Below are 24064 nucleotides of genomic sequence, written 5' to 3' on the forward strand. Positions count from 1 at the left end.
CCGGGGCCACCCCCCGGGCGACCCGCGCCCCGGCACGAAGGCCCTGCTCGCCGGGATGCACCTCGTCAACTACCAGCCGGCGACCGACGCCTGGCCGGGGCTGTGGACGAACTGGCGCCCCGACCTTCTCGACCGCGACCTCGCCGCGGTCGCGGCCCTCGGCGGCAACACCGTGCGGGTCAGCGTCATCCCCGACACCTTCGGCTGGCCGACGCCCGAGCCGGTCATGACGGCCCGGCTCGCGCAGTACGTCGACCTCGCCGCGAAGCACGGCCTGCGGGTGCAGCTCACCCTCTTCGACTGGTTCGGCCGCACCGACCAGGTCGCCCGGAGCACCACGTGGGTGCGGGCCGTCACGGCGCCGTACCGCGGCGACTCCCGGGTCGCCCTCGTCGAGCTGCTCAACGAGGTCGACCCCGGCGACGCCCGGACCACGGCCTTCCTGCGGGCGCTGCTGCCCGTCGTCCGGACGGCGCTGCCCGGGGTGCCGAGGACCGTCTCGGTGAGCTCGACCGCCGGGCCGGACGCCCTGCGCCGGCTCGTCACCGCCCTGCCCGGGCTGCTCGACGTCGCCGACATCCACTACTACGGGGAGGCCTCGAGCGCGTACGCGTGGCTCGGCCGGGCGAGGACCGCGGCGGGCGGGCTGCCGCTGCTCGTCGGCGAGGCCGGCCACTCGATGCGCTACCCGACGGACACCGCACGCGGGCGGGCCCACCACGAGGCGCTCCAGGCGGTGTGGTTCGACGCCGTTCTGCGGGCCGGGCGCGACCGCGGCGTCCCGATCGGGGTGTGGATGCTCACCGACCTCGCGCCGACGGCGATCCCCGGGCACACCGAGCGCGATGCGCCGCACGAGTACACGTTCGGGCTGCGCCGCCTCGACGGGACGCTGCGGCCGGCGGCCGGCGTGGTCCGCGCCTGGTGGAGCGGCAGACCGCCGGCCGGGCTCACCGACACGTTCTCGAGGTCCTCGACCGACGGGCTGCCGCCGGGCTGGCGGGTCGACCGGCCGGAGGCGGCGACGTACGGCCGCGACGCCGGCGTCGGTGCGGCCGCGGCCGGCAGCGGGCGGATCTCGGATACGTCCGGGGACCCGCTCGCGGTGCCGAACCTGTTCCGGCTCGTGCCGGTCGACGTCCGGGCCGGCGGGCGGGTGCGGGCGACGGCGAAGGTCCGGCTGCCCGGCAGCGGCGCGGTGACCGTGGCGCTCGGCTGGCACGACGCGTCGGGCGCGTTCGTCGGCGGTCCGCAGTCGGCGACGGCGCGGCGCGGGACGGCGTGGCGGACGCTGTCGGTGACGGGCACCGCGCCGAAGGGGGCCCGGACCGTCGTCGTCTACCTCAAGGCCTCGGGCGTGACCGGCTCGGTGTGGTTCGACGACGTCACCGTCGGGCCGGTCGCCTGACGCCGCAGCACGGCGGAGGGCTCAGCAGTCGCAGGCGATCGTCACCCGCAGACGGGTGTCCTCGCGCTCCTCGTGCCACTCGACGTCCCGGCCGCAGCCCGGGCAGGCGGCGACGAAGACGACGACGTCCGGTGCGGGGACGCCGCGCAGCCGCGCCCGCGCGAGCGCGACCCGGGCGCTCTCGGTCCGGCCCGCGGGCAGCGGGACGAGCGGGACCCCGGGCAGCAGGGCGGCAGGTCCCGGTCCGGCGAGGGGCGGCGCGTCCGTGCTCGACATGACCTCGTCCCTCCGCCGGCGCCCGGGTGGCGCCGTCACCGGACCATCGACCCCCACGACGGGCGGCTTGAGGGGCCGTCCCTACGCTGGCCCCGTGGAGACGCGTGCGCTCGGCCGGACGGGCCGACAGGTAGGGGTCGTCGGGCTCGGCTGCTGGCAGCTGGGGGCGGACTGGGGGCAGGTCGAGGAGAAGGACGCGGTCGCCGTCCTCGAGGCGGCCGTGGAGTCCGGGGTGACCTTCCTCGACACAGCCGACGTCTACGGCGACGGGCGCAGCGAGACGCTCATCGGCGCCTTCCTCCGCGAGCGCCCCGACGTCGCGGAGCGCGTCACCGTGGCGACGAAGATGGGCCGGCGGGCGAACCCGCACGTGCCCGACGAGTACTCGGCCGCCAACTTCCGCGCCTGGGCCGACCGCAGCCGCACGAACCTCGGCGTCGACACCCTCGACCTCGTCCAGCTGCACTGCCCGCCGACCCCGGTCTACTCCTCCGACGCGGTCTACGACGCCCTCGACGCCCTCGTCGCCGACGGCACCCTCGCCGCGTACGGCGTCTCCGTCGAGACGTGCGACGAGGCGCTCACCGCCATCGCCCGGCCGAACGTCGCGACGGTCCAGATCATCCTCAACGCGTTCCGGCTCAAGCCGCTCGAGCGGGTGCTGCCCGCGGCGCGGGCGGCCGGGGTCGGGATCATCGCCCGGGTCCCGCTCGCGAGCGGGCTGCTCTCCGGCAAGTACGACGAGACGACGACGTTCGGGGCCGACGACCACCGCACCTACAACCGGCACGGCGAGGCCTTCGACGTCGGCGAGACGTTCAGCGGCGTCCCGTTCGACGTCGGCGTGGCCGCGGCCCGCGAGGTCGCGGCGCTCGCCCCGGCCGGCGCCACCACCGCGGCGTTCGCGCTGCGCTGGATCGTCGACCAGCCCGGCGTGAGCGTCGTCATCCCCGGCGCCCGCAACGCCGATCAGGCCCGGGCCAACGCGGCCGCGGCCGACCTGGCCCCGCTCGACGCGGCCGCGCTGGACGCCGTCCGCGGGATCTACGACGCGCGGGTCCGCAGCCACGTCCACGACCGGTGGTGAGGCCGGGGGTGACCGGCGCGGCCCGCCCCGGCCCGTAGGATCGACGGGCGCACCGAACGAGAACCCTCCGGAAGGACCACCGTGCTCCGCACCCATGAGGCCGGCACCCTGCGTGCCGACCACGTCGGCCAGACCGTCACCCTCGCCGGCTGGGTGTCCCGGCGCCGGGACCACGGCGGCGTCGCGTTCCTCGACCTGCGGGACGCCTCGGGCGTCGCCCAGGTCGTCGTCCGGGACGAGACCGTCGCCCACGGCCTGCGCAACGAGTACTGCCTGCGCGTCACGGGCGAGGTGTCCGCCCGGCCCGAGGGGAACGAGAACGAGAACCTGCCGACCGGGGCGGTCGAGGTCGTCGCCAAGGACGTCGAGGTCCTCAACGAGGCCGCTCCGCTGCCGTTCCAGATCGACGAGCACGTCGAGGTCGGCGAGGAGGCGCGGCTGCGCTACCGCTACCTCGACCTGCGCCGCCCGGCCCCCGGAGCGGCCCTGCGGCTGCGCAGCAAGGTCAACGCGGCGGCCCGCGAGGTGCTCGCCCGCCACGACTTCGTCGAGATCGAGACCCCGACCCTGACCCGGTCCACGCCCGAGGGTGCCCGCGACTTCGTCGTCCCGGCCCGGCTCGCGCCCGGCTCCTGGTACGCGCTGCCGCAGAGCCCGCAGCTGTTCAAGCAGCTGCTCATGGTCGCCGGGATGGAGCGGTACTACCAGATCGCCCGCTGCTACCGGGACGAGGACTTCCGCGCCGACCGGCAGCCGGAGTTCACCCAGCTCGACATCGAGATGTCGTTCGTCGAGGAGGACGACGTCATCGCCCTCGCCGAGGACGTCCTCGCCGCGCTGTGGAAGCTCATCGGCCACGAGGTCACGCTGCCGCTGCCGCGGATGACGTACGCCGACGCGATGCGCCGCTACGGCAGCGACAAGCCCGACCTGCGCTTCGGCCTCGAGCTCGTCGAGTGCACGGAGTACTTCTCCGGCACCGGGTTCCGGGTCTTCCAGGCGCCGTACGTCGGCGCGGTCGTCATGCCCGGCGGGGCGTCCCAGCCGCGCAAGACCCTCGACGCGTGGCAGGACTGGGCCAAGCAGCGCGGCGCGCGCGGCCTCGCGTACGTGCTCGTCGGCGAGGACGGCGAGCTCGGCGGCCCGGTTGCCAAGAACCTCTCGGACGACGAGCGCGCGGGGATCGCGGCGCACGTCGGCGCGACGCCGGGCGACTGCGTCTTCTTCGCCGCCGGCGAGGTCGCGCCGTCCCGCGCGCTGCTCGGCGCCGTCCGGCTCGAGGTCGGCCGCCGCGTCGGGATCGTCGACGAGTCGGCGTGGTCGTTCCTCTGGGTCGTCGACGCGCCGCTGTTCGAGCCGAGCGCGAAGGCCGTCGAGAGCGGCGACGTCGCCGTCGGGGCGGGGGCCTGGACGGCGGTGCACCACGCGTTCACCTCGCCGAAGCCGGAGTGGCTCGACACCTTCGAGTCCGACCCCGGCAACGCGCTCGCCTACGCCTACGACATCGTCTGCAACGGCAACGAGATCGGTGGCGGCTCGATCCGTATCCACCGACGGGACGTCCAGGAGCGGGTCTTCGCGCTCATGGGCATCACGCCCGAGCAGGCCCAGGAGAAGTTCGGCTTCCTCCTGGAGGCCTTCAAGTTCGGCGCCCCGCCGCACGGCGGCATCGCGTTCGGCTGGGACCGGATCGTCATGCTCCTCGCGGGCGCCGAGTCGATCCGCGACGTCATCGCGTTCCCGAAGTCCGGCGGCGGCTACGACCCGCTCACCGGGGCGCCCGCGCCGATCACGCCCGAGCAGCGCAAGGAGGCGGGCGTCGACGCGAAGCCTGCGCAGAAGGACGGCGCGTCGGCTCCGGCCGCCGTGCCGGTCGGCTGACTGTGAGGGTTGCCTCGTCAGTTCCTCGGTGATGGGCTGACGCCGACCACGGCGGCTGTGACTCTTCGGCTGACTGGCGTGATGCCTTGGCGCGGACTTGTCCGGCTGCCGTGGTCGGTACCGGCCCGGCCGGAGACGTTGGCCTGATCAGGAGCTTGACCGCCGGTAGCCGCCGGCGTGTCCCGTCACAGTCCTGCCATCTCCAGACCGGACCGGACCTCGCGTCCCGTCTGCGAAGGAGAACGCATGTCCATGCTGGCAGAACTGGTCGAGGTCGTCATCGGCGTCGACACCCACAAGCACACCCACACCGCCGCGGTCCTCGACGCCCGGACCGGCGCGGTCCTGGACCGGGTCACCGTCACCACCGATCCGGACGGCTACGCCGAGCTCGTCACGCTCGCCGAGCGGCACTCAGGTCTGCGGGCGTGGGCGATGGAAGGCTCCGGCGGGTACGGCGCCGGACTGGCCCGACACTTGGCCGGCCTGGGCGAGCTGGTCGTCGAGCTGGACCGGCCGGTCCGCCCGGCCCGCAAGGCGGGAGCGAAGTCCGACCCGATCGACGCCGAACGCGCTGCCCGGGACGCGCTGGCCCGGACCCAGTTGGCCCAGCCCAAGACCGGCCCGGAAAGGGCCGCGCTGCAGATGCACTGCACAGCCCGCCGGGCCGCGGTCGAGGCCGCCGGCGACGCCCAACGTCAGCTCCACGCCCTGGTCGTCACCGCGCCGGAGCCGGTCCGGGCCCGGTTCCGAGGCCGGACCACCCGGGCGATGATCACCGTCGCGGAGCGGCTCCGCCCGCAGGCATCCACCGCGGCTCGAGCAAGCACGCGGACCGCAAGCACCGATCCGGAGGTGCTGGCCGCGTTGCGGGTGCTGAAGATGTTGGCGGCCCGGATTCGGTTCCTGGAGGGCGAGGCGGCCGCGCACGAGAAGGCGATCCTGGCCCTGGTCCGGTGCTGGCGCCCCGACCTGCTCGCCCTGCGCGGGGTCGGCCCGATCGTTGCTGCCGCGGTCCTGACCGCCTGGTCCCACCCGGGCCGCTGCCGCAGCGACGCCGCGTTCGCGATGCTCGCCGGCGCCGCACCCATCCCGGCGTCCTCCGGCAAGACCGTCCGGCACCGGCTCAACCGGTCCGGGGACCGCCAGCTCAACCGAGCCCTGCACACCATCACGCTCAGCCGCCTGCAGTACGACCCCGCCACCCGCGCCTACGCCGACCGCCGCCGAGCCCAGGGCAAGACCGACCGCGAGATCAAGCGCTGCCTCAAGCGGTACATCGCCCGACAGCTCTACCGCCAACTCGAAGCACCATCACCGGCTTGACGAACCATAGGAGCGTCCGCGGCACCCTCACGAGCGAAGGCCCCCGCCGGTGGCGGGGGCCTTCGTCATGCGGCACGACCGGTGGTCAGCCCGTGAAGGGCACCTTGACCCAGGAGAGCGGCTCGGGCGCGTCCTCGTCGATCGTCACCCGCAGGTAGTTCGTCGCGTTGTTCGAGCCGTCGACGGTGACCCGCGAGAGGTTCGGCACCGGGGGCACCCCGTAGAACGCGGTCCAGGTCGTCGCGAGCCCGATCGGGGAGGCCGTCGTCCCGTCGAGCGGGTTGTCGTCGGTGAAGACGTGGCTGTCGCCGTTGAGCAGGTAGACCGGCTTGCCGTACTTCAGGGCCTCGGCGGCGATCGTCTGCACGACCGGCCGGAACGCGCCGAAGGCGAGGTCGACCTGCGGGGTCGTGCGGTCGAACATGTCCGCCTGCATCATGAGGACGACGGCCTGGTCACGCTCATCCCTCGCCCGCCGGAACGTCTCCTTGACCAGGGCGATCCCGGCCGCCGTGCGGGCCTTCTCCTCGGCGAGCTGCTCCGGGGTGGCGGTCGTGCTGCCGGTCCACGGCAGGAGGCCGTTGTTGCTGCCGACGACGTGGACGGCCGCGAAGGCGACGTCCGCCCGCTCGAACGAGACGTTCTCCGGGACCCCGGCCCTCGCCTGGGACCGGACCTTCATGGCCGTCCGGCCGAGGGTGCGCCCGGGCACCGGGACGAACACCTCGCGGATCTTCGCGAGCCGCTCCAACGGGTTGTAGGCGCCGTTGTTCGGGCGGTGGCAGTCGGTCCACTCGTTGTCGCCGGGCGTGTAGACGAGCGGCCTGGTGAACGCGTCGAAGCCATCGCGGACGGTCGCGTAGTACGCGTCGCTGCACACCGACGAGCCGCTCTTGATGTCCCCGAGGTGCGCGACGAAACGTACCCGGCGATCGGCGTTGATCTGCGCGACGTTCGCGGGGAACGCGGCCAGGGCGGGGTCGCCGTACGGGATGTCGCCGATCACGGCGAACGTGTAGGGGGCGTCGTCGGCACGGGCCGCGGAGGCGGTGGCGACCGAACCGCCGGCCAGGGCGACGGTGGCGACGACGGCGCCGACGGCGGCGGTGAGACGACGGGTGCGTGCGGTGCGGGCCATGGGGGAGGCGCCCTTCGGTCGGGTCCGGGACGTCGCCGATGCTGGCGGCGCCCGGTGAACGGGACCGACCGCTGCGACGCACGCCGGATGAACCCTCCCCGGCCCGCTAGCTAGCGCGCCGAGTCCTCCGCGGGCCCGGGCCCGTCGGCGAACCGGGACGACGCGAGGTGCAGCGCCATCCGGTAGCCGAGCCGCTCGTAGAGGCGGCGGGCGGCGGGGTTGTCCGCGTAGAGGTCGATGGTCACCGCTGCTGCGCCGGCGGCGAGGGCGTCCCGGGTGAGCCGGGCGGTGACGGCGGCCCCGAGCCCTTGACCACGGGCGGTGGTCGCGACGGCGATCGAGGCGAGCAGCGGCACCCCGGGGACGGCCTCGTAGTCCGCCCCGCAGGCGATCAGGGCGCCGTCCGGGGCGCGGACCCCGAGCCAGCCGCGGACGGCCGCCTCCCCGGGCTCGGCGCTGTGCCGCGGGCTCTCGGCCGCGAGCAGCGCCGTGATCGCGGCGTGGTCGTCCGCGCGGAGCGGCACGACCTGGTCCTCCGCGGGGACGGCGGGCGGGGCCGACGTCGTCCACATCCAGTCCCACTCGGCGGGGGCGGACAGGGCGGGGAACGCGTCGGCGAGGGCCCGCGCCCAGGGCCCGCGCTCGACGGTCACGAAGTCGGCGCCGCTCTCGCCGCCGACGTGCCGGACGACGTCCACCACCGCGTCGGCGGTGCCGGGGTCGCCGGCGGGGTCGACGACGACGAGGCCGGTGCCGTAGGCCCGGCGGTGCCGGACGAGCGCGACGACCCCGGAGACCGGGTCGTGCCAGGCACAGCCGGGCTCGGGCTGCGCGACGCCCCAGCGCAGCCAGGCGGCGACGCCGGGGCGGGGCTCAGGCCGGTGCGTCGGGGGCGGCCACGTGCCGGCCGGCACCGGTGCGACCCGCGGGGGAGTCGGCGAGCCCATACGCATCCACCTCGAGGTCTTCCGCGGCCTCGCGCAGGCCGAACCGGTCGTGCAGGCGGCGCAGCGGTTGCGGTGCCCACCAGTTCCACTCGCCGAGCAGGGTCATCGTCGCGGGCACGAGGAGCATCCGCACGAGCGTGGCGTCGACGGCGACCGCCACGGCGAGGGCGACCCCGATCTGCTTGATGATGAGCAGGTCGCCGGCGACGAAGCCGGCGAAGACGACGACGATGATGAGCGCCGCCGACGTGATGATCCGGCCCGAGCGCTGCAGGCCGTTGAGCACCGCGGCGTCGTTGTCGAGGCCGAGGTCGCGGAACTCCTTGATCCGCGACAGCAGGAAGACCTCGTAGTCCATCGACAGCCCGAACGCGAAGGCGAGCGCCAGCGCCGGGATCGTCGTGTCGATGCCGCCCGCGGAGGAGAAGCCGAGCAGCGACTCCAGGTGCCCCTCCTGGAAGACCCAGACGAGGACGCCGAACGACGCGCCGAGCGAGACGACGTTCATCACGAGCGCCTTGAGCGGCACGAGGACCGAGCCGGTCATGAGGAAGAGCAGCACGAACGTCGCGAGCGCGACGACGCCGACGGCGTACGGCGCGCGAGCGACGATCCCGTCGGTGAAGTCGGCCACGTTGGCGGCCTCGCCCGTGACGTACGACGTGAACCCGGGGCGGACGTCGCGGACCCGCTCGACGACGGCGCGGGCGGTGTCGGACTGCGCGTCGTCCGCCGTCCGGATCCCGAGCACGGCGACGGCGTCGGCCCCCGTGCCCTGGATCCGGGCCGGGTCGACGGACGCGACACCGGGCAGGTCGGCGACGCCGCGCTGCGCGGCCCAGGCGTCGAGGTCCGCCGCGGGGCGGCCCGGGGCGACGACGACGACGGCGGCCTCGCTGAGCGCGCCGAACCGGGTCTCGACGGTCTCGAAGAGCACGCGCTGCGCGGAGTCGGGCGGGAGCATCTTCACGCCGCTGGACACCAGGCGCATCGACAGCACGGGCACGGCGGCGACGACGAGCACGGCGGCGACGGCGAGGATGACGACGAGCGGACGGCGCTGCACGCGGCGGGCGAGCCGGGAGAAGGCGCCCTCGGCCGGGGCGACGTCACCGAGCCTGCGGGCCAGCCGGTCGAGCAGCGGGACCCGGTGCACGACCCCGGGCCGGATGAGCCGGTCCCCGGAGACCGCGACGAGCGCGGGCACGAGCGTGAGCGCGACGAGGAGCGCGACGACGACGACGCTGACCCCGGCCGCGCCGACGGCCCGCAGGATCGACGCGTTCATGAGGAGCAGCCCGGCCAGGCTCACCGCGACCGTGATGCCGCTGAAGAGGATCGTCCGGCCCGCCGTGCCGAGGGTGTGCTCGAGGGCGCCCTCGAGCGCCGCCGCACCGGGGCTCTCGTCGGGGCCGAGACCGTCGCGGGCGTGCAGCCGGCGCAGCTCCTCGCGGTAGCGGCTCACGAGGAGCAGCCCGTAGTCGATGCACAGGCCCAGGCCCAGGACGCTCACGACGCTCGGCACGCTGGAGTCGAGGTCGATGACGTACGAGAAGCCGAGCAGCGTCGCCAGGCCGCCGCCGATCGAGGCGATCGCGCCGACGATGGGCAGCCCGGCGGCGAGCAGGCCGCCGAACACGAGCACCATGACGAGAAGGCTGAGCGGCAGCGCGATCGTCTCGCCCTTGCGCAGGTCGCTGCCGACCTTGCCGTTGATCTCGTCGACGAGCGTCTGGACGCCGCCGACGGTCGTCGTGGCCCCGGGGGCCGCGGCGGTGACCTGGGCGCCGAGCGCGTCGAGGCGCTGCGTGACGATGTCGAGCGTCGTCCGCTGGACGCTGCGGGTGAGGTCCGGGGCGAGGGTGACGACGACGAGGAACGCCCGCCCGTCGGTCGACACGAGCGGCGAGGGGGTCCCGGCCGGCCCGAGGTACGGGTCGACGACGGACTGCACGTGGTCGATGGCCGCCAGGCCCGGGCGGGCCCCGGTGACGAGCCCGCGCAGCGCCGGGTCCTGCGGGTCCGTGTCGTCGACGAGGAGCTGGAGCACCGTGCCGGTCGTGTCGGAGGCCGCGAGCAGCTCCCGGCCGGTCGTGCTCTCGCCCGGGACCTGCGGGGCGTCGCCCGCCTGGAGCCGGTCGAAGAGGGCCTCGTTCCCGAAGGCGCCGGAGGCCGCGCCGAACCCGGCGACGACGGCCACGAGCCACGCCACGAGGAACCAGCGGGCCTTGCGGGCGATGAGACGTCCGAGAGCGTGCAGCACGTCGATAGCGTGGCAGGCGTGACCGACCTGTTCTCACCGGACCCCGACGACACGGACGACGACGGCGTGTCGTCGGGCGCCGTCCGGCTGCCGCTCGCCGTCCGGATGCGACCGACGTCGGTCGGTGAGCTCGTCGGCCAGAGGCACCTGCTCGCGGCCGGGTCGCCGCTGCGCCGGCTCGCCGAGGGCGGCTCCGGGCCGGCCGGGCCGGCGTCCGTGATCCTCTGGGGGCCGCCGGGCACCGGCAAGACGACGCTCGCGCACGTCGTGTCGAAGGCGACGGGGCGCCGGTTCGTCGAGCTGTCGGCGGTGACCGCCGGCGTCAAGGACGTGCGGCGGGTCATGGAGGAGGCCCGGGACGCGCGCGACCTGCACCGGCGCGAGACGGTCCTGTTCCTCGACGAGATCCACCGTTTCACCAAGGCCCAGCAGGACGCCCTCCTGCCCGGTGTGGAGAACCGCTGGGTCGTGCTCGTCGCCGCGACGACGGAGAACCCGTCGTTCTCCGTCGTGTCCCCGCTGCTGTCCCGCTCGCTGCTGCTCACCCTGCGGCCGCTGTCGGACGACGACATCGGCGGCCTGCTCGACCGGGCCGTCGCGGACGACCGCGGGCTCGGCGGCGCCGTCGCCCTCGAGGACGACGCCCGCGCGCACCTCGTCCGGATGGCCGGCGGCGACGCCCGCGCCGCGCTCACCGCGCTCGAGGCGGCGGCCGGCGCGGCGCTCGACGAGTCCGCCGAGCGGCCGGCGCCGGTCTCGCTCGCGACGACCGAGCGCGCCGTCGACCGGGCCGCGGTCCGCTACGACCGCGCGGGCGACCAGCACTACGACGTCGCGAGCGCCCTCATCAAGTCGATGCGGGGCTCGGACGTCGACGCCTCCCTGCACTACCTCGCCCGCATGCTCGAGGCGGGGGAGGACCCGCGGTTCGTCGCCCGCCGGATCATGATCGCGGCGAGCGAGGACGTCGGCATGGCCGACCCGAGCGCGCTCCAGACCGCCGTCGCGGCGGCCCAGGCGGTCGCGATGATCGGGATGCCGGAGGCGCGGATCATCCTCGCCCAGGCCGTCGTCCACCTCGCGCTCGCCCCGAAGTCGAACGCCTCGTACATGGGCATCAACGCGGCCGTCGCCGACGTCCGCGCCGGCCTCGGCGGCCCGGTCCCGCCGCACCTGCGCGACGCGCACTACGCCGGGGCGAAGAAGATCGGCCACGGCAAGGGGTACGTCTACTCGCACGACGAGCCGCTCGGTGTGGCGTCCCAGCAGTACGCCCCGGACGGCGTCGACGGCCGCGACTACTACCAGCCCACCGACCGCGGCTTCGAGCGCGAGCTGACGACGCGCCTGCAGCGCCTGCGCGACATCCTCCGCCGCCGCTGACCCGTCCTCCAGGCCAGCGCCTAGACCGGGCGCTCCAGCGTCAGCAGCATGTCGTCGACCTCGATCGGCCCGCTGCGGATCTGGATCGTGCCGTGCACGCGGTGCGGCGGCAGCCCCGTGTCGGTGAAGCCGAGGCGCGCGTAGACGGCGCGCGCGGCCGCGTTGTCCTCGCTCACCGTCAGGCGGAGCCGGTCGGCGCCGAGCGCACGCGTCTCGCGCAGCAGCGCCTCGACGAGGGCGCGGCCGACGCCGCGGCCGCGGGCGTCGGCGACGACGAGGACGTCCTGCATCTCGGGCGGGTCGGTGAGGGCGAGGTGGGCGTGCCCGAGCGGCGCGTCGCCGTCCCAGGCGACGACGTAGAACCCGGTCAGGGACGTCGTCGCGCCGGGGGAGAGCCGGGAGAGGTCGAGCACCTCGAGCACCCGGGGCACCTCGTCGTCCGTGAGGCGTCTGACCTGCGGCACAGCCTCCACGCGCGGGAGCGTACGCCCGTGCCGAGCAGTGCACGAAGGAGGCGATAAGGTCACCGGATAGCCCGAACGCCGTCCGGACCGCGCCTGCGGACGACGTGCGGGCGTCCCGTCCGTCCGGCCCGCGTGCCGGTCCAGAACACCGCACAGGGGAGCAACGCATGTCCCTCGGCGACGTCGCAGGGCTCATCGCGGCCCTCGCGTTCGTGCTGCTCGTCGGCTTCCTCGCCTACCCGCTCGTCAAGCTGGGCAAGGTGCTCGAGGAGACCCGCGTGACGGTCCGCGGCATCTCCGACGGCACCGTCCCGCTGCTGTCCGAGGTGACGACGACGGTCGCGAGCACGAACGCCCAGCTCGTCAAGGTCGACTCGATCACCGACAACGTGGCGCAGGTGTCGACGAACGTCTCGGCGCTCACCGCGCTCTTCGCGGCCACCCTCGGCTCGCCCGTCGTCAAGGTCGCCGCCTTCAGCTACGGCGTCCGGCAGGCGATGAACGGCCGCTCCTCGGGCCGCTCCCGCCGGAAGGGCTGAGCGCGATGAAGCGGCTGTTCTGGATCGCGCTCGGCGCCACGGCCGGCGTCCTCGTGGTGCGCAAGCTGACGAAGACCGTCGACCAGTACTCTCCGGAGGGCGTCGGGCGCTCGCTGTCGAACCTCGCGGACGCCGTCCGGGACGCCGCGGACGTCGTCCGGGAGGCGATGGACGAGCGGGAGCAGGAGCTGCGCGTCGCCCTCGGCGTCGACTCCGGGGTCATCACGCAGGACGAGGCCCGGGCGCTGCTGGAGAACCCGACCCGGGGCCGGGGCGACCGCTGACCCACCGCGCCACGGACGGCGCGCGAGCACCACGCACGAGACGAGACCCACCCGACGAGCACCACCGAGCCACACGAACACGACCGGAGGCCCCGAGATGGAGACGGCTGAGATCCGCCGTCGCTGGCTGCGCTTCTTCGAGTCCCACGGGCACACCGTGGTGCCGAGCGCGCCGCTGCTCTACGACGACCCGACGCTGCTGTTCGTCAACGCCGGCATGGTGCCCTTCAAGCCGTACTTCCTCGGCCAGGAGACCCCGCCGTACCCGCGCGCGACGAGCGTGCAGAAGTGCGTGCGGACCCTCGACATCGAAGAGGTCGGCAAGACCACGCGGCACGGCACGTTCTTCCAGATGAACGGGAACTTCTCGTTCGGCGACTACTTCAAGGCCGGGGCCATCGAGCTCGCCTGGCAGCTCGTCACGGGCTCGCAGGCCGAGGGCTACTACGGCTTCGACCCGGACAAGATCTGGGTCACCGTCTACCAGGACGACGACGAGGCGATCGACCTCTGGAAGAAGATCGCGGGCCTGCCCGACGAGCGGATCCAGCGCCGCGGCCTCGCGGACAACTACTGGCACATGGGCGTGCCGGGTCCCGGCGGCCCGTGCAGCGAGATCTACGTCGACCGCGGCCCGGAGTACGGCAAGGACGGCGGCCCCGTCGTCGACGAGGACCGCTACCTCGAGATCTGGAACCTCGTCTTCATGCAGTCCGAGCTGTCGGCGGTCCGCACGAAGGTCGACTTCGACATCCGCGGTGACCTGCCCGCGAAGAACATCGACACCGGCATGGGGCTGGAGCGCGTCGCGTACCTGCTCCAGGGCGTCGACAACATGTACGAGATCGACGAGATCTTCCCTGTCATCAAGCGGGTCGAGGAGCTCTCGGGCCGGCGCTACGGCGCGAACCACGAGGACGACGTCCGGATGCGGGTCGTCGCCGACCACGTCCGCAGCGGCCTCATGCTCATCGGGGACGGCGCGACGCCGTCCAACGAGGCCGGCGGCTACGTGCTGCGCCGGATCCTGCGCCGCGTCGTGCGCTCGGTGCGTCTGCTCGGCGTCGAGGACCCGGTGCTCGCCGACCTCACGACGGTGAGCAAGGACCGGATGAAGGCCTCGTACCCCGAGCTCGAGAGCGGCTTCAACCGGATCCGCTCGATCGTCGACGCCGAGGAGGACGCCTTCCGGCGCACCCTCACCGCCGGGACGACGATCCTCGACGTCGCCGTGGAGAAGACCAAGGCGGGCGGCGGCGCGACGCTGTCCGGCGCGCAGGCCTTCCAGCTCCACGACACGTACGGCTTCCCGATCGACCTCACCCTCGAGATGGCCGGCGAGCAGGGCCTCGCGGTCGACGAGACCGAGTTCCGCCGGCTCATGGCCGAGCAGCGGGACCGGGCCAAGGCCGACGCCAAGGCGAAGAAGACCGGCCACACCGACCTGTCGAGCTACCGCGCGATCGCGGACTCGATCGGCCGCTCGGTCGAGTTCACCGGCTACGACGAGGTCGTCTCGGTCGGCCGGGTCGCCGGGCTCGTCGTCGACGGGGTCGCCGCGCAGTCGGCGACGGAGGGCACCAAGGTCGAGGTCGTCCTCGACCGGACGCCGTTCTACGCCGAGGGCGGCGGCCAGCTCGCCGACGCCGGCCGGATCGAGGTGGACGGCGCGGTCCTCGAGGTCGAGGACGTGCAGTCCCCGATCACCGGCATCGTCGTCCACCGGGCCCGGGTCGTCTCCGGCGAGGTCCGGGTCGGCTCCGAGGCGCAGGGCATCGTCGACGTCGAGCGGCGCAAGGCGATCAGCCGCTCGCACACCGCGACCCACATGGTGCACAAGGCGATCCGCGAGGCGCTCGGCGACACCGCGACCCAGGCGGGGTCGGAGAACTCGCCGGGCCGGTTCCGGTTCGACTTCCAGTCCCCGACCGGGCTCCCGGCGAGCGCCCTGCGCGACGTCGAGGCCCGGGTCAACGCGCTGCTCATCGGCGACCTCGAGGTGCACGCGGAGATCATGAGCCAGGAGCAGGCCCGCGCCGCCGGCGCGATGGCGCTGTTCGGCGAGAAGTACGGCGACCAGGTGCGCGTCATCTCGGTCGGCGACTGGGCCCGTGAGCTCTGCGGCGGCACGCACGCCCGGCGCTCGGGCCAGCTCGGCGTCGTCCGGCTGCTCGGCGAGGGCTCGATCGGCTCCGGCGTCCGCCGGGTCGAGGCGCTCGTCGGTGCCGACGCGTACGCCTGGTCGGCACGCGAGCACGTCCTCGTCTCGCAGCTCACCGACGTGCTCAAGGTTCGCCCCGAGGAGCTGCCCGACCGGGTCGCGGCCCTCGTCGCCCAGCTGCGTGACGCGCAGAAGGAGATCGACCAGATCCGGGCCGGGCAGGTGCTCGCGGTCGCGGGCTCGCTCGCGGCCAAGCCGGTCGACGTCTTCGGGGTCGGCGTCGTCACCCACGACGCGGGCGAGGCGACCGCGGACGACCTGCGCACCCTCGCGCTCGACGTGCGCGGCCGGATGCCCGCCGACCGGCCGGCCGTCGTCGCCGTCGGCGGCGTCACCAAGGGCCGCCCGGTCGTCGTCGCGGCGACGAACGAGGAGGCCCGGCGCTGGGGCGTCGCGGCCGGTGACCTCGTCAAGGTCGCGGCCGGGGTGCTCGGCGGTGGCGGCGGCGGCAAGCCGGACGTCGCCCAGGGCGGCGGCACCGACCCGGCGCGGGTCGCTGAGGCGCTGACCCGGCTCGAGCACGCCGTGGGCGAGCGCGTCACGGCGGGGCGCTGACCGGGGAGGCCGGCGGGGACGTGCGCCGCGGCGTACGGCTCGGGGTGGACGTCGGCTCGGTGCGGGTCGGTGTCGCGCGCAGCGACCCGCACGGCATCCTCGCGACACCCGTGGAAACCCTGAAGCGGGACAAAAGAGACCGGTCGGACATCGCGCGTCTGGTCGATCTTGTCCGTGAATGGGAGGTTCTCGAGGTCGTCGTCGGGCTTCCCACGGGCCTGTCGGGGGCCGAGGGGGCAGCGGCGGGGGCCGCCCGCGGTTACGCTGACGACGTCGCACGGGCGGTGTCGCCGGTTCCGGTACGGCTCGTCGACGAGCGGTTGTCGACGGTGACGGCGACGGCTGCTCTGCGTGGTGCTGGGGTGGCGGCCCGCAAGCACCGCGGTGTCGTCGACCAGGCGGCCGCGGTGGTGATCCTGCAGTACGCGCTCGACGCCGAAAGGGCGTCGGGGCATGCGCCCGGCTCGCTCGTGCGGTCCGGGCCGGCGCCGGAGGAGGCTCGGGAGGCGTGACGACGTGGTGAGCGACGTCGAGTTGCCCGGTGTGCAGCCGCCCAGCGGCCGGGTGCGGCGCAGCCAGCGGGCCCAGGAGAAGCGCCGCAAGAAGCGCAAGCGCCGCTCGCGCGTCGCGGTGCTCGTGAGCCTGGTCATCCTCGGGCTCGCCGGGACGGCCGTGTGGTTCGGCGCCAAGCCGATCATCGCGAGCCTCACCGCGCCGAGCGACTTCCCCGGCCCGGGCACCGGCAGCGTCATGGTGAAGATCCCGGACGGCGCCTCCGGCCGCACGATCGGCCGGATCCTCGCGGAGAAGAAGGTCGTCAAGTCCGCGAAGGCCTTCGTGGATGCCGCGAACAAGGACCCCCGCGCACAGAAGATCCGGCCCGGCACGTACGAGCTGCGGCTGCAGATGACGTCGTCGGGGGCCATCGCGCTGCTCGCGGACCCGAAGAACCGTCAGGTGAAGACGTTCACGGTCGCCGAGGGCAAGCGCGTCACGGAGATCGTCGACATCATCGCCAAGACGGGGATCCCGAAGAAGGACCTCCAGGCCGCGCTCAAGGACCCGGCGGCGCTCGGCATCCCGGAGTGGGCGACCTCGAAGAAGGGGCTCAAGTTCCCCGCCGAGGGCTTCCTCTTCCCCAAGACCTACGAGGTCGAGCCCGGGGACACCGCCGTCAGCGTGCTCACGGCGATGGTCACCGAGACCCTCGACGAGCTGACCGCCGCCGGTGTGCCGGCCGGTCAGGAGTGGAAGGTGCTCACCGAGGCGAGCATCCTGCAGGCCGAGGGCGGCCGTGCCTCGGACTACCCGAAGATCGCCCGCGTGCTCGACAACCGGACGAAGAAGGGCTGGAAGTTCCAGCTCGACTCGACGACGTCGTACGCCGTCCAGCGCTTCGGCGTGACGACGACCCAGAAGGAACGCGACACGAAGTCGCCGTACAACACCTACTACGTCAAGGGCTACCCGCTCGGCCCGATCTGCAACCCGGGCGCGGACGCCATCGCGGCGGCCCTCGCCCCGGCGAAGGGGACCTGGATGTACTGGGTCACCGTGAACCCGGAGACGGGCGAGACGAAGTTCGCGACGACGGACGCCGAGGCGCGGAAGAACACCGCCGAGTTCCAGAAGTGGCTGCGGGACCACCCGCAGGGCACCTGACGTGACCGGTCCCGCCACCGCACCCGACGGGGTGCGGCGGGCCGCCGTGCTCGGCAGCCCGATCGCGCACTCGCTGTCGCCGACCCTGCACCGGGCCGCGTACGAGGCGCTCGGGCTGACCCGGTGGCGGTACGACGCGATCGAGGTCGCCGAGGACGGCATGGCGGCGTTCCTCGCCGGGCTCGACCCGTCGTGGGCCGGGCTGTCGCTGACGATGCCGCTCAAGCGGGTCGTGCGGCCGCTGCTCGCCGCGGAGAGCGACCTCGCCCGCGCCGTCGGCGCCGTGAACACCGTGACGTTCGGGCCGGCGGGCCCGGTCGGCGACAACACCGACGTCCACGGCATCGTCGCCGCGCTGGCCGAGGCGGGGGTGCGGTCCGCCGGCACCGCGGCCGTCCTCGGCGGCGGCGCGACGGCCTGCTCGGCGGTCGCGGCGCTGCGCGACCTCGGGGTGCGGGCGCCGCGGGTCCACGTCCGCTCGGCCGGTCGGTCCGGTGACGTCGTCGCCGCGGGGGAGCGGCTCGGGCTGGACGTCCGGCTCGCGGGGCTGGACGCCGCGGACGTCGTCAGCGCGGCCCCCGCGGTCGTCGTCTCGACGCTGCCCGCGGGCGCGGCGGACGCCCTCGCCGACGCGCTCGCGGCCGGTCTCGTCGCCCCGGCCGTCCGGGACGGCGCCCCGCCGCCGGTGCTCCTCGACGTCGTCTACGCGCCGTGGCCCACCGCGCTGGCCCGGGCCTGGGTCGGCGCCGGCGGCCCCGTCGTCTCCGGGCTGGCGATGCTCCTGCACCAGGCCGCCGAGCAGGTCCGGCTCATGACCGGGCTCGAGCCGCCGGTGCCGGCGATGCGCGCCGCCGTCGAGGCCGAGGTCGCGCGCCGCTGACCCGGCCACCCGGACGGCCCCCGCGGGGGTTGGGCCGAGCGGTGGACCTGCTTCAAGCGTGCGGCGCCGGCTGCCGATGACCGCGCCATGACGGCGACCGGCTCCCTGCCCGCGGAGCGGCGCCGCCGGTGGCGCACGTGGTGAAGCAGCTCGCGGAGATCCTCCTCGACGGGGGCCTCGTCGACGAGGCCCAGCTCGCCGCCGCGTACGACGTCCACCAGCGCGAGGGGCGCAGCCTCGGGCGCGTCCTCGTGGAGCACGGCGTCCTCTCCGAGGCCCAGCTCGTCGCGGCGCTCGCCCACCAGATCGGCCTGCCGTTCGTCGACCTCACCGACTACAACGTCGACGGCTCGGCGGTCGCGCTCGTGCCCGCGGCGGTCTGCCGCCGGCACGCCGTCCTCCCGATCGGCTACGAGGACGGCAAGCTCCTGCTCGCGATGGCGGACCCGGGCAACGTCTTCGCCCTCGACGACGTCCGCTCGATGACCGGCTGGGAGCCGCGCCCGGTCGTCGCGACCCGCGACGACCTGCTCGCCGCCGTCGACCGGCTCTGCCGGGCCGAGGCCGACCTCGACGACCTCGGCAGCAGCTTCGCCGTCGAGGAGGAGGACGACCTCGGCCGCCTCAAGGAGGTGGTCGAGGAGGCGCCCATCGTCAAGTACGTCAACCTCCTCATCACCCAGGCGATCCAGGACCGGGCCTCCGACATCCACATCGAGCCCGGCGAGCACGAGCTGCGGGTGCGCTACCGGATCGACGGCGTCCTCCACGACGTCATGCGGTCGCCGCGGTCGATCCAGTCCGGCGTCATCTCTCGGCTGAAGATCATGGCCGACATCGACATCTCCGAGCGCCGCATCCCGCAGGACGGCCGGCTCTCGGTCTCCACGGGCGGCCAGAAGATCGACCTGCGCGTCGCGACCCTGCCCACGGTGTGGGGCGAGAAGGTCGTCATGCGGATCCTCGACAACTCCACGGCGCGGCTGGCGCTGTCCGACCTCGGCTTCACGGACGAGAACTTCACCCGCTACTCGGCGAGCTTCACGAAGCCCTACGGGATGATCCTCGTGACCGGCCCGACCGGCTCGGGGAAGTCGACGACGCTCTACGCGACGCTCAACCTCGTCGCCCGGCCGGAGATCAACGTCATCACCGTCGAGGACCCGGTCGAGTACCGGCTGCCGGGCATCAACCAGGTGCAGGTGAACACGAAGGCCGGGCTGACGTTCGCGGCGGCGCTGCGCTCGATCCTGCGCTCGGACCCGGACGTCGTCCTCGTCGGGGAGATCCGCGACCACGAGACGGCGCAGATCGCCGTCGAGGCCGCCCTCACCGGGCACCTCGTGCTCTCGACGCTCCACACGAACGACGCACCCTCGGCGATCACCCGCCTCACCGAGATGGGCATCGAGCCGTTCCTCGTCGGCTCCGCGCTCGACTGCGTGCTGGCCCAGCGGCTCGCCCGGCGGCTCTGCGCGAAGTGCAAGGAGCCCTACGAGCCGACGCCCGAGGAGCTGCTCGCCGCGCGCTACCCGTGGATCCCCGGCCAGGAGGTGCCCACCCTGCACCGGGCCGCCGGGTGCCCGGCCTGCGCACGGACCGGCTACAAGGGCCGCCTCGCCCTCCACGAGGTCATGGCGGTCACCGAGGACGTCGAGCGGCTCGCCGTGCAGCGGGCGTCGTCGACCGACATCGGCAGCGTCGCCGGCCGGGAGGGGATGCGCCGCCTGCGCGAGGACGGGATGGCGAAGGTGCGGGACGGCGTCACCTCCATCGAGGAGATCCTCCGGGTCGTCGCCTAGGGGCCCCGCCGGGTCCGCAGACCCGGACGGCGGCACCCGGACGGCGGCATCCGCGCTCAAGCGGGGGAGCCGGACGGCCGATCGACAGACGAGCACGAGTCCAGGGCGCGTGAGGGAGACCATCGGTGGAGCAGCAGGGACAGCCGGGCGGACCGCCGAGGCCCGCCGAGCCGTACGTTCCGGAGCGGTTCGCCCTCGCCGACCCGGTGCAGCCCGCCGTCCCGGTGCAGCAGCCGACCGCGACGGTCCCCGTCCAGCCCGTCGTCCAGCCCGTCGCCCAGCCCGTCGCGCACGAGACCGCGCCCCGCCCGCCCGAGCCGCGGGTCGCCGCGGCCGCCGAGGCCGCCTCCGGCGAGGCGTACCGGCGGGCGACGACCGAGCAGGGCGTCGGCGAGGGGGACCTCGACCTCGGGATGGTGCTCGGGCGCGCCCTCGACATCGGCGCCTCCGACGTCCACCTCTCCGCGGGCGCCCCGCCCGTCGTCCGGGTCAACGGCGAGCTCGCCGGGCTCGACGAGCTCGGGCCGCTGTCGTCGCAGGTCATCCAGCGCGTCGTCTACGCGATCCTCACCCAGAAGCAGCGTGAGCGGTTCGAGACCGAGCTCGAGCTCGACTTCGCGTACGCGCTGCCGGGACGGGCCCGGTTCCGGGTCAACGTCTACCGCCAGCGCGAGTCGGTGGGCGCCGCGTTCCGGCAGATCCCCTTCGAGATCAAGACCCTCGAGGACCTCGGCGTCCCGCCGGCCGTGAGCAACTTCGCCGGCCTGCCGCGCGGCATGGTCCTCGTCACCGGGCCGACCGGCTCCGGCAAGTCGACGACGCTGGCCGCGCTCGTCGACCTCGCGAACCGGACGCGCCGCGACCACATCATGACCGTCGAGGACCCGATCGAGTTCCTCCACCGGCACAAGGCGTGCCTGGTCAACCAGCGTGAGGTCGGGGAGGACACGCACTCGTTCTCGCAGGCCCTCAAGCACGTCCTACGGCAGGACCCCGACATCATCCTCGTCGGCGAGATGCGCGACCTCGAGACGATCTCCGTCGCCCTCACCGCGGCCGAGACCGGTCACCTCGTCTTCGCGACCCTGCACACGCAGGACGCCGCCCAGACGATCGACCGCGTCATCGACGTCTTCCCGCCGCACCAGCAGACCCAGGTCCGCACCCAGCTCGCGGGGGCGATCCAGGGCGTCGTGTGCCAGACCCTGTGCAAGACGGCCGACGGCCGCGGCCGGGTCGTCGCCACCGAGGTCATGGTCGCCACCCCGGCGATCCGCAACCTCATCCGCGAGGGCAAGACCCACCAGATCTACTCGGCGATGCAGGCCGGCGCCCAGTTCGGCATGCACACGCTCGACCAGCACCTCGCCGACCTCGTCCGGACCCGGCGCATCACGTACGAGCACGGTCTCGAGAAGGCCCACCACGTCGAGGACTACACCCGCCTCACCGGCCGGGCCTGAGCCGACCTAGGGAGACGCACATGGCGACGGCGACGAAGACCTTCGACTACTCGGTCCGCGACCGCAAGGGCCAGCTCGTCAGCGGGCGGCTCGACGCGCCCACCGAGGCCGCGCTCGTCCAGAAGCTGCGGGGCATGGGCTACGCCCCGGTCAGCATCCGGGAGTCCAACGCGGGCATGAACAAGGAGCTGACCCTCCCGGGCGGCAACCGGGTCACGCTCAAGGACCTCGCGGTCATGAGCCGGCAGTTCGCGACGATGATCAACTCGGGGCTCTCGCTGCTGCGGGCGCTCGCGATCCTCTCCGAGCAGACCGAGAGCAAGCCGCTCGCCAAGACCCTCGGCGAGGTCCGCAACGCCGTCGAGACCGGCCAGTCGCTGTCGTCGGCCCTCGGCAAGCACCCCAAGGTCTTTCCGCCGCTCATGGTGAACATGACGCGCGCCGGCGAGGTCGGCGGCTTCCTCGACGCCGTCCTGCTCCAGATCGCGGCGAACTTCGAGGCCGAGGTCAAGCTGCGCAGCAAGATCAAGTCGGCGATGACCTACCCGGTCGTCGTCTTCGTCATCGCGATCATCGCCGTCGTCGGCATGCTCCTGTTCATCGTGCCGATCTTCGCGAAGATGTTCTCCGACCTCGGCGGCACGCTCCCCGCGCCGACCCGGGTGCTCGTCTTCCTCTCGGCCGCGATGCGCTGGGCGGCACCGATCCTGCTCGTCCTCGGCATCGTCGGCGCCGTCGTCTGGTCCAAGGTCAAGCACGAGGACCGGGTCCGTTCCGTCGTCGACCCGATCAAGCTCAAGGTGCCGGTCTTCGGCTCGCTGTTCCAGAAGGTCGCCATCAGCCGGTTCAGTCGCAACCTCGGCACGATGCTCTCCTCGGGCGTGCCGATCCTCCAGAGCCTGGAGATCGTCGGCGACACCAGCGGCAACATCGTCATCCGCAACGCGGCCCGGGACGTCGAGGAGAGCGTGCGCCGCGGCGAGTCGCTCGCCGGTCCGCTCTCGGAGCACAAGGTGTTCCCGCCGATGGTGGTCCAGATGCTCGCCGTCGGCGAGGACACCGGCGCGATGGACACGATGCTCCACAAGATCTCGGACTTCTACGACCAGGAGGTCGAGGCGACGACCGAGGCCCTCACGAGCCTCATCGAGCCCATCATGATCGCGGTCCTCGGCGGCATCGTCGGCGCGATGATCATCGCGCTCTACATGCCGATCTTCTCGGTCTTCGACCTCATCCAGTAGGAGCACCGGTGACCCGCGCCCCTCGGGCCGCCCGGAGGACGGCGGAGCGCCCCGACGACGACGGCTTCACGCTCGTGGAGCTGCTCGTCGTCATGCTCGTCATCGGCATCCTCGCGGCCATCGCGATCCCGGTCATCGCCGACCAGCGGCAGAAGGCCCGGGACGCCGCGACGCGCTCCGACGTCAACCGGCTCGGCAAGCGCGTCGTCGAGCACTGGCTGGGGGCGACGACACCGCCGACCGTCGTCATCACCGCAGGCCGGTTCGTCGTCGCCGGTGACGATCTCGGCAAGACCAGCCCCGGCGTCGTCGTCGCGGGCGCCGACCCGGCGACCGTCGACACGACGGGCTGGACGGCGTCCGCGTGGTGCCTCGCGCTGACGCACCCCGACGGCTCGCTCGCCGGCGTCCGGTTCTCCGCCCAGCAGGGGCTCGAGAGCGGCGTCTGCTCCAGCCCGACCTCGCCCTGACCGCAGGTCGCGGGGACCGAGGTCCCCGCGGCGTGGGCCGTCCGGGTGAACGCGCCACCCGGACGCAGCACCGGCCGGCCGGAGAGCCTCAAGAACCGGCGCAGGGCGCCGATGCAGGACCGTCATCGTCAACCATCGCGGCGACCGCCCTCCGGCGGGCGCCGAGCCTCGAGAAGGGCCCAGCGCATGCTTGCTCGCATCCGCAAGTCCGTCGACGAGAAGGACTCGGGCTTCACGCTCATCGAGCTCCTCGTCGTCATGATCATCATCGGCATCCTCGCCGCGATCGCCATCCCCGTCTTCCTCTCGCAGCGGGCCAAGGCGCGCGACACCGCGGTCAAGGCCGACGTGTCCACGCTCGGCAAGGAGATCGCGACCTACTTCGTCGACAACACCACGGCTCCCGCGGTGACGCTGACCTCGGGCCGCTACACCGTCGCCGGCTCCGACGCCGGCAAGGCGAGCAGCGGTGTCGCCGTCGTCACGACGTTCGGTGCGACCGCGACCGCCACCGGCGCCACGGCCACGACGACCGGCTGGACCGCGGCCGCGTGGTGCATCGCGCTCAACGACACCAACGGCAGCACGAAGACCTTCAAGTACTCGGCGCAGAACGGCCTCGAGTCGGGTCAGTGCAGCACGGCCACCACTCCGTGACCTCGGTCCGGTGATCTCGCGGCCACGGCCGCACCTCACGCCTCAGGGGCGGCTCCCGCAGGGGGAGCCGCCCCTGAGGCGTTGCGGCGCAACGGGTCAGTCGGCCGTCGCGGT

21 protein-coding genes are annotated in these 24064 nt (G+C 73.7%); 16 read left to right on the plus strand and 5 right to left on the minus strand.

The features are described 5' to 3' along the window. Window positions 1-1408: hypothetical protein (locus ECOMGDLI_RS35030; RefSeq protein WP_088320505.1), on the plus strand; the 1408-nt coding region annotated here is incomplete at its 5' end. A gap of 21 nt (window positions 1409-1429) precedes the next feature. Here ECOMGDLI_RS35030 and ECOMGDLI_RS30050 read toward each other — a convergent pair. After that, window positions 1430-1684 carry a hypothetical protein gene (locus ECOMGDLI_RS30050; RefSeq protein ID WP_088320506.1) on the minus strand — a complete coding sequence of 85 codons (255 nt, stop codon included), beginning with the start codon at window positions 1682-1684 and terminating at the stop codon, window positions 1430-1432. 94 nt (window positions 1685-1778) lie between these two features. Between ECOMGDLI_RS30050 and ECOMGDLI_RS30055 the strand changes: the two genes are divergently transcribed. The 3 genes from ECOMGDLI_RS30055 to ECOMGDLI_RS30065 all read left to right on the plus strand — a co-directional run bounded on the left by ECOMGDLI_RS30055 (window position 1779) and on the right by ECOMGDLI_RS30065 (window position 5978). After that, window positions 1779-2771, plus strand: a complete 993-nt coding sequence (locus tag ECOMGDLI_RS30055) for an aldo/keto reductase (protein WP_088320507.1) — start codon at window positions 1779-1781, stop codon at window positions 2769-2771. A gap of 81 nt (window positions 2772-2852) precedes the next feature. Next, window positions 2853-4652, plus strand: a complete 1800-nt coding sequence (gene aspS, locus ECOMGDLI_RS30060; RefSeq protein ID WP_088320508.1) for an aspartate--tRNA ligase — start codon at window positions 2853-2855, stop codon at window positions 4650-4652. A 246-nt stretch (window positions 4653-4898) separates the two neighbouring features. Next, window positions 4899-5978 carry an IS110 family transposase gene (locus tag ECOMGDLI_RS30065; RefSeq protein WP_088320509.1) on the plus strand — a complete coding sequence of 360 codons (1080 nt, stop codon included), beginning with the start codon at window positions 4899-4901 and terminating at the stop codon, window positions 5976-5978. Window positions 5979-6063: 85 nt separating this feature from the next. On the opposite strand, the gene ECOMGDLI_RS30070 is transcribed toward ECOMGDLI_RS30065, so the two are convergent. The 3 genes from ECOMGDLI_RS30070 to ECOMGDLI_RS30080 all read right to left on the minus strand — a co-directional run bounded on the left by ECOMGDLI_RS30070 (window position 6064) and on the right by ECOMGDLI_RS30080 (window position 10326). Continuing rightward, window positions 6064-7116 (minus strand): metallophosphoesterase family protein, encoded by a 1053-nt coding sequence (locus tag ECOMGDLI_RS30070; protein WP_088320510.1) that lies wholly within the window; start codon window positions 7114-7116, stop codon window positions 6064-6066. Between the two features lie 110 nt (window positions 7117-7226). Further along, entirely contained in the window at window positions 7227-8030 is an 804-nt protein-coding gene (locus tag ECOMGDLI_RS30075; protein WP_158221213.1) for a GNAT family N-acetyltransferase, read from the minus strand. Continuing rightward, the gene (locus ECOMGDLI_RS30080; protein ID WP_088320512.1) at window positions 7990-10326 is read right to left on the minus strand and encodes an MMPL family transporter; all 2337 of its coding nucleotides are present in this window, start codon (window positions 10324-10326) and stop codon (window positions 7990-7992) included. Before ECOMGDLI_RS30080 ends, ECOMGDLI_RS30075 begins: the two co-directional genes overlap by 41 nt. An 18-nt stretch (window positions 10327-10344) precedes the next feature. On the opposite strand from ECOMGDLI_RS30080, the gene ECOMGDLI_RS30085 reads away from it, so the two are divergent. Next, window positions 10345-11709 carry a replication-associated recombination protein A gene (locus tag ECOMGDLI_RS30085; RefSeq protein ID WP_088320513.1) on the plus strand — a complete coding sequence of 455 codons (1365 nt, stop codon included), beginning with the start codon at window positions 10345-10347 and terminating at the stop codon, window positions 11707-11709. 20 nt (window positions 11710-11729) lie between these two features. Here ECOMGDLI_RS30085 and ECOMGDLI_RS30090 read toward each other — a convergent pair whose 3' ends face one another. Next, a complete protein-coding gene (locus tag ECOMGDLI_RS30090) occupies window positions 11730-12182 on the minus strand; it encodes an N-acetyltransferase (RefSeq protein ID WP_158221214.1) in 453 nt (150 codons plus the stop codon). Window positions 12183-12340: 158 nt separating this feature from the next. On the opposite strand from ECOMGDLI_RS30090, the gene ECOMGDLI_RS30095 reads away from it, so the two are divergent. From ECOMGDLI_RS30095 to ECOMGDLI_RS36495, 11 genes are all read left to right on the plus strand, one after another. Beyond that, window positions 12341-12712 (plus strand): DUF948 domain-containing protein, encoded by a 372-nt coding sequence (locus ECOMGDLI_RS30095; protein WP_088289315.1) that lies wholly within the window; start codon window positions 12341-12343, stop codon window positions 12710-12712. Between the two features lie 5 nt (window positions 12713-12717). Then, window positions 12718-12996 carry a hypothetical protein gene (locus tag ECOMGDLI_RS30100; RefSeq protein ID WP_198950665.1) on the plus strand — a complete coding sequence of 93 codons (279 nt, stop codon included), beginning with the start codon at window positions 12718-12720 and terminating at the stop codon, window positions 12994-12996. Between the two features lie 97 nt (window positions 12997-13093). Further along, a complete protein-coding gene (gene alaS, locus ECOMGDLI_RS30105) occupies window positions 13094-15772 on the plus strand; it encodes an alanine--tRNA ligase (protein ID WP_088320515.1) in 2679 nt (892 codons plus the stop codon). A 44-nt stretch (window positions 15773-15816) separates the two neighbouring features. Further along, window positions 15817-16284: a Holliday junction resolvase RuvX gene (ruvX, locus tag ECOMGDLI_RS30110; RefSeq protein WP_233153682.1), complete on the plus strand. Its 468-nt coding sequence runs from the start codon at window positions 15817-15819 to the stop codon at window positions 16282-16284. Window positions 16285-16291: 7 nt separating this feature from the next. Next, window positions 16292-17434 (plus strand): endolytic transglycosylase MltG, encoded by a 1143-nt coding sequence (gene mltG / locus ECOMGDLI_RS30115; RefSeq protein ID WP_158221215.1) that lies wholly within the window; start codon window positions 16292-16294, stop codon window positions 17432-17434. A gap of 1 nt (window position 17435) precedes the next feature. Beyond that, a complete protein-coding gene (locus tag ECOMGDLI_RS30120; protein WP_233153683.1) occupies window positions 17436-18314 on the plus strand; it encodes a shikimate dehydrogenase in 879 nt (292 codons plus the stop codon). A 140-nt stretch (window positions 18315-18454) separates the two neighbouring features. Continuing rightward, on the plus strand, window positions 18455-20116 hold the full coding sequence (locus tag ECOMGDLI_RS30125; RefSeq protein WP_088320528.1) for an ATPase, T2SS/T4P/T4SS family: 1662 nt from the start codon (window positions 18455-18457) through the stop codon (window positions 20114-20116). Window positions 20117-20241: 125 nt separating this feature from the next. Next, complete coding sequence (locus ECOMGDLI_RS30130) at window positions 20242-21579, plus strand: type IV pilus twitching motility protein PilT (protein ID WP_233153684.1); 1338 nt, start codon at window positions 20242-20244, stop codon at window positions 21577-21579. 20 nt (window positions 21580-21599) lie between these two features. Next, window positions 21600-22823 (plus strand): type II secretion system F family protein, encoded by a 1224-nt coding sequence (locus ECOMGDLI_RS30135; protein WP_088320518.1) that lies wholly within the window; start codon window positions 21600-21602, stop codon window positions 22821-22823. Between the two features lie 8 nt (window positions 22824-22831). After that, complete coding sequence (locus ECOMGDLI_RS30140; protein WP_088320519.1) at window positions 22832-23293, plus strand: prepilin-type N-terminal cleavage/methylation domain-containing protein; 462 nt, start codon at window positions 22832-22834, stop codon at window positions 23291-23293. 186 nt (window positions 23294-23479) lie between these two features. Beyond that, window positions 23480-23950 (plus strand): type II secretion system protein, encoded by a 471-nt coding sequence (locus ECOMGDLI_RS36495; RefSeq protein ID WP_088320520.1) that lies wholly within the window; start codon window positions 23480-23482, stop codon window positions 23948-23950. Window positions 23951-24064 lie beyond the last annotated feature (114 nt).

The sequence above is a fragment of the Kineosporia sp. R_H_3 genome, assembly GCF_002198675.1.
Classification (GTDB): domain Bacteria; phylum Actinomycetota; class Actinomycetes; order Actinomycetales; family Kineosporiaceae; genus R-H-3.